15 protein-coding genes are annotated in these 13,646 nt (G+C 38.0%); 11 read left to right on the top strand and 4 right to left on the bottom strand.

Going from position 1 to position 13,646, the window contains the following annotated elements; translation table 11 throughout:
- The first annotated feature begins 257 nt into the window (after nt 1–257).
- A complete protein-coding gene (locus AB3N04_RS06080; protein ID WP_368505206.1) occupies nt 258–1,811 on the top strand; it encodes a BCCT family transporter in 1,554 nt (517 codons plus the stop codon).
- A gap of 212 nt (nt 1,812–2,023) precedes the next feature.
- Here AB3N04_RS06080 and AB3N04_RS06075 read toward each other — a convergent pair whose 3' ends face one another.
- On the bottom strand, nt 2,024–2,269 hold the full coding sequence (locus AB3N04_RS06075; RefSeq protein ID WP_368505205.1) for a hypothetical protein: 246 nt from the start codon (nt 2,267–2,269) through the stop codon (nt 2,024–2,026).
- A 205-nt stretch (nt 2,270–2,474) separates the two neighbouring features.
- Between AB3N04_RS06075 and AB3N04_RS06070 the strand changes: the two genes are divergently transcribed.
- Both AB3N04_RS06070 and AB3N04_RS06065 read left to right on the top strand, forming a co-directional pair.
- Nucleotides 2,475–2,963, top strand: coding sequence for a hypothetical protein (locus AB3N04_RS06070; protein ID WP_368505204.1), 489 nt, complete (start codon nt 2,475–2,477; stop codon nt 2,961–2,963).
- 123 nt (nt 2,964–3,086) lie between these two features.
- On the top strand, nt 3,087–3,629 hold the full coding sequence (locus tag AB3N04_RS06065; protein WP_368505203.1) for an AAA family ATPase: 543 nt from the start codon (nt 3,087–3,089) through the stop codon (nt 3,627–3,629).
- 85 nt (nt 3,630–3,714) lie between these two features.
- Here AB3N04_RS06065 and AB3N04_RS06060 read toward each other — a convergent pair whose 3' ends face one another.
- On the bottom strand, nt 3,715–4,212 hold the full coding sequence (locus tag AB3N04_RS06060; protein WP_368505202.1) for a DUF2383 domain-containing protein: 498 nt from the start codon (nt 4,210–4,212) through the stop codon (nt 3,715–3,717).
- Between the two features lie 93 nt (nt 4,213–4,305).
- Here AB3N04_RS06060 and AB3N04_RS06055 point away from each other — a divergent pair, with 93 nt between their 5' ends.
- Nucleotides 4,306–5,037, top strand: coding sequence for a hypothetical protein (locus AB3N04_RS06055; RefSeq protein WP_368505201.1), 732 nt, complete (start codon nt 4,306–4,308; stop codon nt 5,035–5,037).
- A 163-nt stretch (nt 5,038–5,200) separates the two neighbouring features.
- On the top strand, nt 5,201–5,323 hold the full coding sequence (locus AB3N04_RS06050) for a hypothetical protein (protein WP_368505200.1): 123 nt from the start codon (nt 5,201–5,203) through the stop codon (nt 5,321–5,323).
- A gap of 79 nt (nt 5,324–5,402) precedes the next feature.
- Here AB3N04_RS06050 and AB3N04_RS06045 read toward each other — a convergent pair whose 3' ends face one another.
- On the bottom strand, nt 5,403–6,422 hold the full coding sequence (locus tag AB3N04_RS06045) for a DUF3231 family protein (RefSeq protein ID WP_368505199.1): 1,020 nt from the start codon (nt 6,420–6,422) through the stop codon (nt 5,403–5,405).
- A 248-nt stretch (nt 6,423–6,670) separates the two neighbouring features.
- Here AB3N04_RS06045 and AB3N04_RS06040 point away from each other — a divergent pair, with 248 nt between their 5' ends.
- The 3 genes from AB3N04_RS06040 (at nt 6,671) to AB3N04_RS06030 (ending at nt 7,936) form a co-directional block, all read left to right on the top strand.
- Nucleotides 6,671–6,871: a cold-shock protein gene (locus tag AB3N04_RS06040; RefSeq protein ID WP_317123950.1), complete on the top strand. Its 201-nt coding sequence runs from the start codon at nt 6,671–6,673 to the stop codon at nt 6,869–6,871.
- 263 nt (nt 6,872–7,134) lie between these two features.
- Nucleotides 7,135–7,503 (top strand): nucleotide excision repair endonuclease, encoded by a 369-nt coding sequence (locus AB3N04_RS06035; RefSeq protein ID WP_368505198.1) that lies wholly within the window; start codon nt 7,135–7,137, stop codon nt 7,501–7,503.
- A gap of 241 nt (nt 7,504–7,744) precedes the next feature.
- Nucleotides 7,745–7,936, top strand: coding sequence for a hypothetical protein (locus tag AB3N04_RS06030; protein WP_368505197.1), 192 nt, complete (start codon nt 7,745–7,747; stop codon nt 7,934–7,936).
- Between the two features lie 93 nt (nt 7,937–8,029).
- On the opposite strand, the gene AB3N04_RS06025 is transcribed toward AB3N04_RS06030, so the two are convergent.
- Nucleotides 8,030–9,085: a hypothetical protein gene (locus AB3N04_RS06025; protein ID WP_368505196.1), complete on the bottom strand. Its 1,056-nt coding sequence runs from the start codon at nt 9,083–9,085 to the stop codon at nt 8,030–8,032.
- A 426-nt stretch (nt 9,086–9,511) separates the two neighbouring features.
- On the opposite strand from AB3N04_RS06025, the gene AB3N04_RS06020 reads away from it, so the two are divergent.
- From AB3N04_RS06020 to AB3N04_RS06010, 3 genes are all read left to right on the top strand, one after another.
- Nucleotides 9,512–10,231, top strand: a complete 720-nt coding sequence (locus tag AB3N04_RS06020) for a DUF421 domain-containing protein (protein ID WP_368505195.1) — start codon at nt 9,512–9,514, stop codon at nt 10,229–10,231.
- A 365-nt stretch (nt 10,232–10,596) separates the two neighbouring features.
- Nucleotides 10,597–10,980: an ArsR/SmtB family transcription factor gene (locus AB3N04_RS06015; protein WP_368505194.1), complete on the top strand. Its 384-nt coding sequence runs from the start codon at nt 10,597–10,599 to the stop codon at nt 10,978–10,980.
- Nucleotides 10,952–13,135, top strand: coding sequence for a heavy metal translocating P-type ATPase (locus AB3N04_RS06010; protein WP_368505193.1), 2,184 nt, complete (start codon nt 10,952–10,954; stop codon nt 13,133–13,135). Before AB3N04_RS06015 ends, AB3N04_RS06010 begins: the two co-directional genes overlap by 29 nt.
- Nucleotides 13,136–13,646: the final 511 nt, after the last annotated feature.

The following is a 13,646-nucleotide window of genomic DNA, read 5'->3' as shown; positions in this document are numbered from 1 at the left end:
ATCAAGATGAGAAGAGCGATAGGTTGCTTGAGGTAAATTATGGGATACTGAACAATCAATACTTCGGTGGTAAGGTGCATGAAAACTCTAAGATGAAATTAGTTCATGTCTACTACCTCTATCGAAATCATAGAGGTATATTTTAGCTGCGTTCATCATTACGTATGTGCAGTCAAAATATAAGAGGAACTTAATTTCTATGAAAGATGAGAGAACCTTACGCGTTTTCTCGTTCGCTAACTTCGAGGAGGAAAAACATGAAATCACTGAAGCATTGGGTGTTTTGGCCCCCATTTTTATTGGTAGTCGTAGCGAGTATTTTAAGTTTTACGAATGAGGGTGCTTTTACCACCATCACTACTGGAGCGAATGATTGGGTCATTACGAATGTAGGTTGGGTGTTTAGTTTAGCTGGATTATTTATGGTATTTGTATGTGTGGGTGTCTATTTTTCTAAATTGGGAAAGGTGAGGATTGGAGGGGAGAATGCGAAGCCCCTGTTATCTTTTCGAAATTGGTTTGCGATTACGTTAACGACGACGATTGCAGCCGGTATTACATTTTGGGGGATTGTCGAGCCGATCTATCACTTGACTGAGCCACCAGCAAGTATGAATCTAGAACCGAATAGTGCCGCAGCAGCAATGTTCTCCATGTCGACGATGTACCTTCATTGGACGATCACGCCTTATGCGATCTATTGCATTCCGGCTTTGATGTTTGCTTTTGCCTATTACAATATGAAACAACCGTTTAGTATAAGTTCGACATTGGCTCCCTTATTAGGAGACAAGCTCCATGGTAAATGGGGGAAAGTCATTGATGCGATGTGTCTCTACACGTTAGCTTTAGGGATGGCTGCAGCAATGGGTACGAGTATCTTAAACTTATCTGGTGGGGTCAATTATTTATCAGGAATTGCGAGTGCTCCCGGTTTGTGGGCTATCGTTGCTGCAGTTGTGATGATTACCTTTATTATTTCAGCGTCAACAGGCCTGATGAAAGGGATTCGGATTCTCTCAGATATCAATTTTAAATTGTTTCTATTTATCATTGCGTTTATCTTTTTAGTTGGACCGACTGCCTATTTATTAAACTTAGGTACAGAGTCATTTGGTCATTATATTACTCATTTCTTCGAGAAGAGTTTATTTACAGGTGCCGCAGCAGATGATCAGTGGCCACAATGGTGGACGACATTTTATTGGGCCAATTGGTTTTCATGGGCAGCCATTACAGCATTATTCTTAGGAAGAATTGCTTATGGTCATACCGTAAGATCCTTTATTATTGTCAACTTTGTATTACCGTCCTTTTTCGGAGGGATCTGGATGACGATCTTTGGCGGAACCTCCATTTATATGCAAATGACGGATGGGAACCTAGGAGACATTTTGACGAATAGCGGACCGGAAGCATTAGTATATGCGGTAATGGGAGCCATTCCGTTTTCAGAGATTATCATCCCTCTTTATTTGTTTATTGTCTTCATTGCTTTTGTGACAGCAGCAGACTCGACCCTTGCCGCTATGGGAGGGATCAGTTCGACTGGCATTACACCGAAAAGTCCTGAACCAGGTATACTCATTAAGGCCATTTGGGGTGTAACGATCAGTGTGGTTGCTTGGGTGATGATTAGCTTCGCTCAGACCGATGGCATCAAAATGCTCTCTAATTTAGGCGGAGTGCCAGCGGTCATTTTGGGCATTACGATCATATTTGCACTCATAAAAGTGGCGAAATCACCAGAGAAATATGATAAGACGATAAAAGATTCATCGGAAGAAAACGATCACAAAAAAGCAGGATAAATCCTTGGCCGTCGATTTTCTTTTTCTCATTAGGACTGGATCGTAAACGGCATAAAAGAACTTCCCATATGGCAGATCAAAAAAGACGTGGAGAACTGCCAATGTATCATACCCCGGGTCATTTCCCGGGGTATTTTGCTGTCGATTTGTGTGCAATTTTAGGAGGAAGAAATGAAGTAAGCGGCCGTGGAAGAGGTCAGAGCCGCCAATACTCAGTAAAGACCTAAAATGAGCACAGCAATAAACAACCCCGACCATACCAAACCGAGGAGAAAGATCAGAACCCGTTTTGCAAAAATGTCTGAAGCATTGAAGAGCAATTGATAAATCCAGACAAATAAATCAGCTGCCCCGAAAAAAGAAAGCTCATCCAAGTCTTTTTCTTTCGTGAAAAAAGCCGTGGCTATAATGATAAAGCCCAGCAAGATCATACCGATTAAAATGAATTCTACATCCATACCGTCACCCTTGTTTGTTTTGATTTCTATTTATTCACCAAGGGGAAGAATTCTTCCTTCTTTACCCTGAAAAACAGGACTTTGGTTCCTTTAGGGAGAATACATTCCCATAATAAAAATACGTGTTTTAGCATTAAAAGACCTTACTCTGCGCATGCTTGACAGCTTTGACCGAACGCAGCACACGTCTCGGGTGATGACGTATGTGGAAGGGAAATGGAACGAAAAAACTGTGGGAAGTGCGGGATACACAGCTGGAAATCCCATTAAAGAAAGGGACGTCTATGAAGTTAAAAACATATTTACCTATGCTTTTGTGAACACAAATAATCAATACGAGGTGATGATGGTGAAGAGGGCCACTATGTTTCATCTTATCTGCTTCATTCTTATCTTATGCCTCTTAAGTGCGTGCGGGCAGGAATCTACTGGTGGAAATGGCAGTGGGGTATATAGTATTTCTGTTCATTTTAATGATCAAGAATATACGGCTGCTACAAATGATGAAGGATATGAGAAGAGTGGGTTTGTAGGGACGATCGTAAGGAAGCTGCCAAAAGAAAAGCTCCCAACTGAAAACGGCGAATCGAACTTTTTTGAAGTCGGAACGAAGATTTATTCGGTGATGGGTGAAGAGAATATGATTTATCTGGAGCAAGATGGGAGTGAATATATTTTAACTACGAATAAATAATCATCACATGAAAAGAACATAATTTCATCATACCACCACCTTGCACTTACTCGAATTATTGTGAGAAAGGTGAGTAATATGAGGATAAATAATTGGAATACTTATCAGTTGGAGGTCTAACCATTGCCAAGTATTTATATTGTTTCCGGACCAGCTGGAGTAGGGAAATCTTCCACTTCGAGACAATTAGCAGAACAATTTGATCAAAGTGCATATATAGAGGGCGACCTCATACATCAGATGATTGTAAGTGGGTACAAACCGCCTTGGGAAAGTGAAGAATCTCTTGCTCTTGTATGGGAAAACATTGCTTCTCTTAGTAGCAATTTTATAAGGTCAAATAAGAATGTGATCATTGATTATGTTACTTTTGAGAAAGATGTAGAGATGTTTAGCCATAAGATAAATGATGAAGTGGGACAGATTGAAATAAAATATGTGGTTCTTTGGACGGAAGAAAAGGAATTACTAAGAAGGGATTCCTTGAGAGTGAAGGAACATCAAATGGGAATCCGGTGCTTGCAGTTGATGGAGGAATTCAAACATAAGGGACCATCTGAACGTTTTTACTTAGATACAAGCACACTAGAGCTTTCTGAAGCGGTAGCAGACATCTTAGAGAAACCAGCATACTTATACGATAAACCACTGCATAAGGAAGACTAAATGAATTGTTTTTGTGAGCAAAATGACACCTGTGATTTAAAAGTAGAAGGTGATGTCGGGGCAGACCCATTTAGCCGCTTTATAATCAGTGCAATTCAGACTTTAAATAATCTACATGATCTCTTTGCTTGTCCAAGATTTCATGCACAAGATTCAAGCTTTCCTCATCAAGTTCATCACGAACTAATTTCTCTGTCATCTTTATTCCGTATAGGTTTTCTCCTTTAATTGCATGTTTCAGAATATCCTTTTCATCTTTTGGATGATCAAGTAGTTGGCTGATGTTAAGTTCGATCTTACCAATAACTCCTTCACTCGTAGCAGGCGTCCCATGGAGCTGTTGAATTCGTTCTGAAAGCAAAGCAGCATGGTGTTTTAAGTCCTTTTGTATAGTTATGAAACGATTGCGAAGCGGGGAAGAATCATCAAGATTCTTAATGAACTCTTCATAAGAATGTACTCCCATATATTGACCTTGAAGTAACTTATTTAAGATTTTTATAACGTGCTGTTGTTCTATTGGAATCATTCCTTTCGTCGTGTAAAACGCATGGTAGGTGTAGTTTATGCCGAAACTATTCATTCATACTGTCCTATTATCTAACTTTAAAAATTGATAGCTATTCGGAGTAGATTTAAAGGGATTTGGGAAAAGGCATACAGAGGAGGGTTCTGTATGCAGATATCAGCGTTTGCCTTTGCCATCATACTCGCATGTATGCATATCTTTGCTAAGAATATGCGTTTTATCCAAATCATTCCTAGAAGTCGATTCCTTTCCTTAGGTGGGGGTGTGTCTGTTGGGTATGTATTTATTCATATCCTACCTGAATTAAAGGAACATCAAGAGTTAATAGAACATCATGGCATTTTACTTACTTACCTTGAACATCATGCCTATTTACTGGCAATGCTTGGCCTCATCGTATTTTATGCCTTAGAAAAAATGGCCAAAGACTCTCAGAGAAAAAACCAGCAAGACAGAGGGATAAACCAACCCACAAAAGGAACCTTTTGGATACATATTAGTTCCTTTGCATGTTACAACGGGCTTATCGGCTATTTACTTATTCATCGAGATTCAGAAGGGCTATTAAGTTTGATTTTATATGTCATTGCGATGGCCTTGCATTTTATTGTTGTCGATTATGGCTTACGTACTCATCACAAGGATATCTACAACCGAATTGGTCGATGGGTACTAGCATTAGCTGTACTCTTGGGATGGGCAATCGGTGTCCTAACAGAAATACCCGAATCTGTATTAGCTTTATTTTTTGCCTTTCTATCCGGTGCCATTATATTAAATGTTCTAAAAGAAGAACTACCTGAAGATCGAGAAAGCAGTACATGGGCATTCTCATTAGGAGCGATTGGATATATAGCTTTACTATTACTTGTTTCTTAAACTCAGATTCAAAGGTGTATGATAATGTTTAACAATTTAGAATGAACATAGCTGAGATGATACCCTCATGTGGACTTAATGATAAGGAGACATAACGATGACTGATCCAACGAATAAAGAAATTTTAGAAGAACTAAAAGCTATTAATCAGAAGCTAGATTAAGTGAATGAAAGAGCGAAGAAGTCAAAGGGATTATCAACACCGATGGCCATTGTCGCAATCGTGTTAGGGTTCTCTATTTTAGTACCGATGCTTTCCATATTGTTTGTGTTTTTTCTTGAGTAAATTGTTTATAACAAAAGCGATGCTTAATCAAGCATCGCTTTTGTTACGCTCTTTTTTCCTGTTTGATAGGCCACCCTTGTTATTTTTCTTGAGTAAGTTTTTTACGATCAGCGGATTGAGGTGGCTCTTCAAGCCAACCATTTTGTATCATGATATCAGCACCACTTTTCCCTAACCTTGCAACCTCTAAAGCCAGTCTAAAATAGTTAGTTCCTAAATCCATCCTCATACTTGCTGAAGCAGACAATCCGTAATTTCCCATTCCAGCATTACTTATTAAAGTTGTAATAAACATCATAAGTTTATCGGAGAATGCTGGTGTTGTGGAATTCTTTACATTCGTATCCCACGACATGGGTGCCTGCATATCACTATCTATCAATGTTTTTCCGAACACCTTTATATGCTTTTGTGCAATTTGTTGTGCTCGTGTCATAAACTCTCTTACCTCTTTTGACTGGGCCATTTGTGCAAAGCTTATCGTTAACATACTACCAAGTAAATTCGTTTCAGTATTCATAAATAAATGAGATATTTCGATAGCATTTAAAGGTCTTTGACGTGTAAAAGGGTTTAAACTGGCACCTAGATATTCCTTGTCCTCAACAAATTCAACTTTTTCAGGGTATGATATGTACGGAGGTCTTATTAAAACTCCTTTTTGTAAGGAGACTTCCGTTGTTTGCTTGTATAAATGACTTGTAGACACTAAACAATCTTGAAAGAACTCAACTAGGTCCTCTCGAACTGCTAATGATAATGCACCACTATAAGTTGCCATTCCTACCTTAGCCATTTGTCTTAGAAACATTAAAAGAAATGTATCTTCATATATTCGGGGAACATTGGGAAACACATCTCTTTCCTTAGAAAAACCAACTGGTATAGGGAAATTCTCAGTATTGTATACTTGAGTAATAAACGCAATGTGTTGCTCAGAGAGTGTTTGCGCCATTTGAATAATAGGCTCAATATCAGGATCCTCGTTCGTTGCTAAAAAATATTCACACATACATATGGATAAAGTATCATTTTGATAAGCACTCCAAAGCGTTGCCATCTCTGCTGATGTTAAGTTAATTTTAGAATGGGATACCATTTTTACCCTCCTACTTTAAATACAGATCTATATGTTTATTTTGTCTCTAAAATTTAATTTTATTAACTGGGAGTTTGAAGTTAGATATTGATGACAATTTGCCTTTTGGAATCTTATCTGTTATTCTAAAGAAGAATTATTTTTGTTCGATCTTTAGGAACGAATAAGTGGTTAAACTTTTCGCCTTTGATAACTGAACATCTATAGTAATAAATGGTGGACGTAATCCACCTCAGGAGGAAACAAACATGCAAGAAGGTACAGTAAAATGGTTTAACGCAGAAAAAGGATTCGGTTTCATCGAAATTGAAGGTGGAGATGATGTATTCGTACATTTCTCAGCTATCCAAGGCGAAGGATTTAAATCTTTAGATGAAGGCCAAAAAGTTACATTTGACACTGAGCAAGGTCAACGTGGACTTCAAGCTGTTAATGTAAACAAAGCATAATTGAGAAAGGACTCTAGATTAGAGTCCTTTTTTTATTATCGGAACAAACCACAAAAAAAGGCTGACTACTAAATGCCTCCCCTTTTGAAGGATCTGGCATTTTACGTTTAGTCAGCCTCGGGGCATACATGCTACAAGTGGTAAAATGGTTAGATGAAGCATACCACACAATGCCTAGAATACCTAGATGTTTTATAAAAATAACAATATATATCGATTAATGCTAGCATTTACAGCACTATTTAAAAAGGAAGTGAACCTTCATGATAAATATAACAATTCCAACACCGAATGTAACGATTACCAAACAGGATCATCCAGAGCTAAGTAATATCTATGGATTTACTGATTTTCATCTGATCCCTAGAGATAAGGGTGGGATTTTTATGTTTTATAATGATAAGAAAGAGTTATTGTTCGTCGGTAAAGCAAGGAAGTTAAGACAAAGAATCAAAAAACATTTTGAGGATACGGTATCGCCAATCAAAATGCATAGAGATGAAGTTACTAAAATTGATGTTTGTATGGTCGAAGGCCCTGTACATAGAGAAATCTATGAGACGTTTATAATTAACGAACTCAAGGCGAAGTACAATGTAGACAAAGTGTTTTTTAAAGCGAAATCTGAATAAAGAAAAGCAATAGGTACAGTCTAATTAGACTGTACCTATTGCTTTTTTTACTTCTAAATCCATATTTACTGTGTACAAACAAAATAAGGATAAGTGCCGGTTACTACCCGAAGTAGGTCGAGATTAAATTAACAAAATACGGGTGGTGACGGGGTCTATTAGTAAAATTAATGGAAACAGCTGGTAATAAACATAAAAGAGATGGTACAATCTTGTGGACTTAATCATAAGGAGATAAAATATGACAGATCCAACGAATCGAGAAATACTTGAAGAGCTTAAAGCTATTAATCAGAAACTAGATGAAGTGAATGAAAGAGCGAAGAAACCAAAGGGATTATCGACACCGATGGTAATCATCGCAATAGCGTTAGGGTTCTATATTTTAGGGCCAATGCTTTCGACGTTGTTGATGCTTTTGTTTGATTTGTAATGGTTTATATCAAAAAAGCGATGCTGTGATCAGCATCGCTTTTGTTAAAAGATCCTTTATAGTTCATGGATCTCTTATAAGCTATTAAACAAATTAATTACTATATGGGAGATGAGAGCTGTGAAGGACAATTTTTAGGTCGCCATCATCATTTCTTGTATAAGAGAAAGTGTATTCTACTTCGACAGGCTCTTCTCCATTAGCTGGTGTAAAATAATACATGCCCATACTTACAGCCTTATTTCCTTCAATGATAACTCCTTCATTTTCCCATCGTACATCTGTCCAAGGTGTAATAGCAAAACCATGATCCTCGGGATAAGCTTCATTTCCTCCTATGAAATAAGACAAAGCACCTTCAAAGGTATCGCGGAAACGCTCCTCTTTGGCTAAAGTTGGTTTGAAAAGAACATTGCCGATGTCATAGCCATAGAAACGTTCGATATGCTCAGAAGCAGCGGCTTCATAATCGCCACCCTCGCTGTATACTTCTCCGATATGAACAATACCTTCTCCCCAGCTTTGCTGTAATTCCAGAACTTCCTCCTCTGTGATTTCTTGAGTAGGATTATATGGATAATGAGAGCCATGAAGGACAATCTTCAGGTCGCCATCATTATTTTTTGTATAAGCGAAATTGTATTCTACTTCGACAGGATCTCCTCCATTAGCTGGTGTGAAATAATAGACGCCCATACTTACAGCCTTATTTCCTTCAATGATAACTCCTTCATTTTCCCACTGTACATCTGTCCAAGGTACAATAGCAAAACCATGATCCTCGGGAAATGCTTCATTTCCCCCTATGAAATAAGACAAGGCGCCTTCAAAAGTATCGCGGAAGCGCTCCTCTTTGGCTAAAGTTGGTTTAAAAAGAACATTGCCGATGTCATACCCATAGAAACGTTCGATATGCTCAGAAGCAGCGGCTTCATAATCGCCCCCCTCGCTGTATACTTCTCCAATATGGACAATACCTTCTCCCCAGCTTTGCTGTAATTCCAGAACTTCCTCCTCTGTGATGTCATGCGTTGATTCTGTAGGTTCTTCTTCTACCGGCTCACTAGAAGTAGAGTCTGAACATGCTACTAACGTCATTGCTAAAAAAGCAGACCCTAAAATCGCCGAAATCCCTTTAAATCTTTTCAATGTCTTCACCCCTTAATAATTTCTGTAAACATAGACTAGTATAGTAAAATCATAGTTTATTTACAATATTTTGTTTGCTCGGTGGTATCTCGCTTTTAACTGTAAAGCTAGTAATCATAAATTAGATGAAGTGAATAAAAGAGAGAAAAAGCCAAAGGGAATATCGACACCGATGGCCATCATCCCATTAGTATTAGGGTTCTAAATTCTAGGGTCGATGATTTCGACGTTGTTAATGTTTTGTTTGATTTGTAACGGAATCTTATATCAAAAAAGGATATTAATAAGGGTCATTTATTAAACACAATTGGTCATAAGAATGCAAAAGTAATAACAGTAAGTCCTATTGGGGATAACTATCATGAAACTCTTACAGTAGATCTTTTTCTGCTTATGTACTCCCAAAAAAGGAATAGGTGAAAACATATGGAGGTTTTAAAAGAGTCAGTTATCATATTAGCGAGAATTTTTACGATCTTCCCGTTATTTTTAGTAATCACACAGTATATGGGCAAACGTTCCATTGGAGAAATGCCTATTTTCGATTTTCTTATTATTATGACTTTAGCCAATGTGGTAGGAGCTGACATTGCTGATCCAAAAGTAGATCATGTTTATACGTATTTAGCTATTATCGTTATTCCACTCATCCAAAGATTAACTGCCTACTTATCCATTAAGCATCGGAAAATAGGAAAAAAACTAACGTTCGAACCTACGTTAGTTATTCAAGATGGGAAACTCTTAGTAGAAAACTTAAAAGGAATTAGATATACCGTCGATAACGTATTGCAAATGTTACGTCAAAAAAATATTTTTGATCTAAGTGATGTTAAAATTGCCATTATCGAAGCAAATGGGCAAATAAGTGTGTTAAAAAAAGAAAATAAATTAGAAGTAACGATTGAGGATATAAATGTAAAAAAGAAAAGCAAAAGTTTATCTTACCCCTTAATTGTAGAAGGGAAAATTTACGAAGATATCTTACTCTATTTAGGCTTAAATCGACAATGGTTAATTGCTGAATTACAAAAAAGACGGGTTGCCCAATTAAATCGCGTCTTCTTCGCTTCTATTAATGAAGACCAAGAACTTCACGTTTCCCTAAAAAATGAACAGCAACAAATGCCGCCTATTTACAACTAATGAAGGATTCGTTTCGTTGATGGAACGGTTGCTTATACTGAACAATAATAACTGATAGCACAAAGTGATTTGCTGGGTGAAGGTCCACTCTTGTGTCTGTTAGCAACAACAAAAGCGATGCTTAATCAAGCATCGCTTTTGTTACGCTTATTTCTAGGTTAATACGGTAAGCAACTCTCCTTAAGAGGAGTCTAACCTTGAATGAGCGAAAGCAGTTTATTTCATTTAATCTACCATTTTGATAAGAACATGGTAGTGTAGCAAGTAATCTAAATTAATTAAACACTCATTTGAATATAATATTGACAGCTCTAAAAACGAAGCATAGACTATAATCAAATGATAATTTGAATGAAGGTGACGGAATGAGCCAAAAAGGAAAACAGGACCACGACACATGTGAGATTTTTTGTTATGACGAAGAAAAGGTAAAGCGGGTCTCATCTATTGTAGAGGCAGAGAACCTCGCTCCAGTTGCGAGCATTTTTAAGGCTTTATCAGATGAAACGAGGTTGAAAATTGCCTATTCCTTATTACAAGATGGGGAGTTGTGTGTCTGTGATGTTGCGAACATTATTGGTGCAACAATGGCAACCGTTTCTCATCATTTACGTCTTCTTAAAAATTTAGGAATTGCCAAGAGTCGAAAAGAAGGGAAGCTGGTCTTTTACTCTTTGGATGATGAGCACGTCAAAATGTTAGTTGAAACAGCTGTTGTTCATGGGAAGGAGGTGGAAAAACGTGACTGAAGAAACGAAGGGACTAGAACCTCAAAAAACGGTTTACCGTGTTCAAGGATTTACTTGAGCAGGCTGTGCTACCACGTTCGAAAAGAACGTGAAACACCTGGATGGTGTTAATGACGCAAAAGTAAACTTTGGAGCTTCAAAGGTGACCGTTTTCGGTGAGACAACGGTAAAGGATCTAGAAAAAGCCGGAGACTTTGAAAGTTTAAAAGTCATTCCCGAGAATGACTTAGATGAATTTGAAGAGAAGAAAGAGCCGTTTCTTTTAAAATATTTAAACGTGATTGCAGCTACTTTTCTTGTGATAGTTGGGTACGTTTCACAATCCTTTTATGGGGAAGGTCACGTTTTCTCCGTTCTCTTATTTGTAGCTTCCATTGTTATTGGGGGATTTTCGCTCTTTAAAGTGGGGTTTAAAAATTTATTACGGTTGCAGTTTGATATGAAAACGTTGATGACGGTTGCGGTGATTGGTGCTGCGATTATTGGTGAATGGACAGAAGGAGCGATTGTCGTTATTCTGTTTGCGATCAGTGAAGCTCTTGAACGTTTTTCTATGGATAAGGCGAGACAATCCATTCGGTCGTTAATGGATATTGCTCCAAAAGAAGCGCTAATTAGAAGAGACGGTCAAGAAATGATGATTAAGGTTGACGAGATTGAAGTTGGCGATATCATGATGGTGAAACCTGGGCAAAAAATTGCGATGGATGGCGTTGTTCGAAAAGGACACTCTTCGGTGAATCAGGCAGCGATAACGGGAGAGTCAGTTCCAGTTGAAAAGTCGGTAGATGATGACATTTTTGCAGGAACGTTGAATGAAGAAGGGTTACTTGAAGTAGAGGTAACAAAGCATGTAAATGATACGACGATTGCTAAGATTATTCATCTAGTTGAGGAAGCGCAAGGTGAGCGTGCTCCGTCTCAAGCGTTTGTTGATAAATTTGCTAAGTATTATACACCAGCTATTATGGTTGTAGCAGCGCTTGTGGCTATTGTTCCGCCCTTATTGTTCCAAGCAAGTTGGGAGTTATGGGTGTACCAAGGCTTAGCGGTACTGGTTGTTGGTTGTCCTTGTGCACTGGTTATCTCCACTCCTGTAGCAATTGTTACAGCGATTGGAAATGCGGCGAAAAATGGGATTCTTGTTAAAGGTGGAGTTTATCTAGAAGAGGCCGGTGCTTTAAAAGCAGTCGCTTTTGATAAAACAGGTACGTTAACCAAAGGTAAACCTGTAGTTACAGATTTTATTCGTTATCAGGATCAGATCGGTGAAGCAACATTGTTATCCATCATTGCTGCTTTAGAGTATCGTTCTCAACATCCTCTTGCTACTGCGATTATGACAAAGGTAGAACAAGAGAAAATACCTTATATGAACATTGCTGTAGAGCATTTTTCATCAATCACTGGTAGAGGAATTAAAGGGACCGTTGATCAAACCGAGTACTATATTGGCAGCCCTTCCTTATTTGACGAATTATTGAATGGCGATCTACCTTCAAAAGTAGAAGAGGACGTTCGAACACTTCAACAACAAGGGAAAACTGCAATGATCGTTGGAACGGATAGTGAAATTCTGGCAATAATTGCCGTAGCGGATGAAGTAAGAAAAACGAGTCAGGAATTTATTAAAAAACTGCATGATTTAGGAATTAAAAAGACGATCATGCTTACGGGTGATAATAAACGAACAGCGAACGCAATTGGTGAATATGTAGGTGTTACTGATGTTCAGGCAGAACTGATGCCTGAAGATAAACTAGAATTTATAAAACGATTACGCTCAGAGTATGGGAATGTAGCTATGGTAGGGGACGGGGTGAATGATGCTCCAGCACTTGCAGCCTCTACCGTTGGGATTGCGATGGGAGGTGCTGGTACAGATACAGCACTAGAGACGGCAGATGTAGCTCTTATGGGTGATGACTTAACAAAGCTTCCTTATACAGTAATGTTAAGTCGGAAGGCTTTGAATATTATTAAGCAAAACATTGCATTTTCATTAGGAATCAAACTACTTGCCTTATTGTTAGTAGTCCCAGGTTGGCTAACCCTTTGGATTGCCATTTTGGCGGATATGGGGGCAACTTTACTTGTAACATTAAATGGCTTGCGGCTGTTACGAATCAAAGATAAAAGTAACAAAGAGAGTTAGGGGAGCTTCCAAGAACAGGTGATTTTTGACGTAACAGTAAAGGTCATAACCCAGTTGATAAGCTTCAAGGGATGGGATAATGGAGGCAATACCGTTAGATATATTTAAGGATACCTCTAAACCTGCAAATATTGTTGTAGAAGTAGAGAAGCTAGGTACGCTTATTATCGCTATTGAGGATAGTTGATTGCCTAATGGATTTTTTTATTTTATCTGGGAACGATAAAAAATAGAATGAATCCATTCAAATTTGAGGTGATTAATTTATGACATCAAGGCGACACTTATTATTTAATTTGGCGCTCATAATCATTCCATGGTTATCAGTCATTTTCATTGGTAAACGGACTATTAAACGATATTTTTTAGCGAGCTTTCTTATAAGTGTTTTTGAAATGATCAATCATATATACGGACATAACCGGAAATGGTGGAAGTTTTATGATAAGCCAAAGTCCTTTATAAGGGATGAGCTCCCTTTTGATATGGGTCCCTACATTCCCTTATCTAT

This window comes from Alkalihalophilus sp. As8PL, from assembly GCF_040939795.1.
Lineage (GTDB): Bacteria > Bacillota > Bacilli > Bacillales > Bacillaceae_D > Alkalihalophilus > Alkalihalophilus lindianensis.
Note: the sequence above shows the minus strand (reverse complement) of the source record. Positions and strands in the feature narration are given on the sequence as shown.

Bases quoted from the DNA above. Each gene is read 5' to 3' on its own strand.
- AB3N04_RS06035 (WP_368505198.1), top strand. From the start codon at position 7,135: ATGATAAATATAACAATTCCAACACCGAATGTAACGATTACCAAACAG.
- AB3N04_RS06040 (WP_317123950.1), top strand. From the start codon at position 6,671: ATGCAAGAAGGTACAGTAAAATGGTTTAACGCAGAAAAAGGATTCGGT.
- AB3N04_RS06080 (WP_368505206.1), top strand. From the start codon at position 258: ATGAAATCACTGAAGCATTGGGTGTTTTGGCCCCCATTTTTATTGGTA.
- AB3N04_RS06030 (WP_368505197.1), top strand. From the start codon at position 7,745: ATGACAGATCCAACGAATCGAGAAATACTTGAAGAGCTTAAAGCTATT.
- AB3N04_RS06015 (WP_368505194.1), top strand. From the start codon at position 10,597: ATGAGCCAAAAAGGAAAACAGGACCACGACACATGTGAGATTTTTTGT.
- AB3N04_RS06055 (WP_368505201.1), top strand. From the start codon at position 4,306: ATGCAGATATCAGCGTTTGCCTTTGCCATCATACTCGCATGTATGCAT.
- AB3N04_RS06045 (WP_368505199.1), bottom strand. From the start codon at position 6,422: ATGGTATCCCATTCTAAAATTAACTTAACATCAGCAGAGATGGCAACG.
- AB3N04_RS06020 (WP_368505195.1), top strand. From the start codon at position 9,512: ATGGAGGTTTTAAAAGAGTCAGTTATCATATTAGCGAGAATTTTTACG.
- AB3N04_RS06075 (WP_368505205.1), bottom strand. From the start codon at position 2,269: ATGGATGTAGAATTCATTTTAATCGGTATGATCTTGCTGGGCTTTATC.
- AB3N04_RS06060 (WP_368505202.1), bottom strand. From the start codon at position 4,212: ATGAATAGTTTCGGCATAAACTACACCTACCATGCGTTTTACACGACG.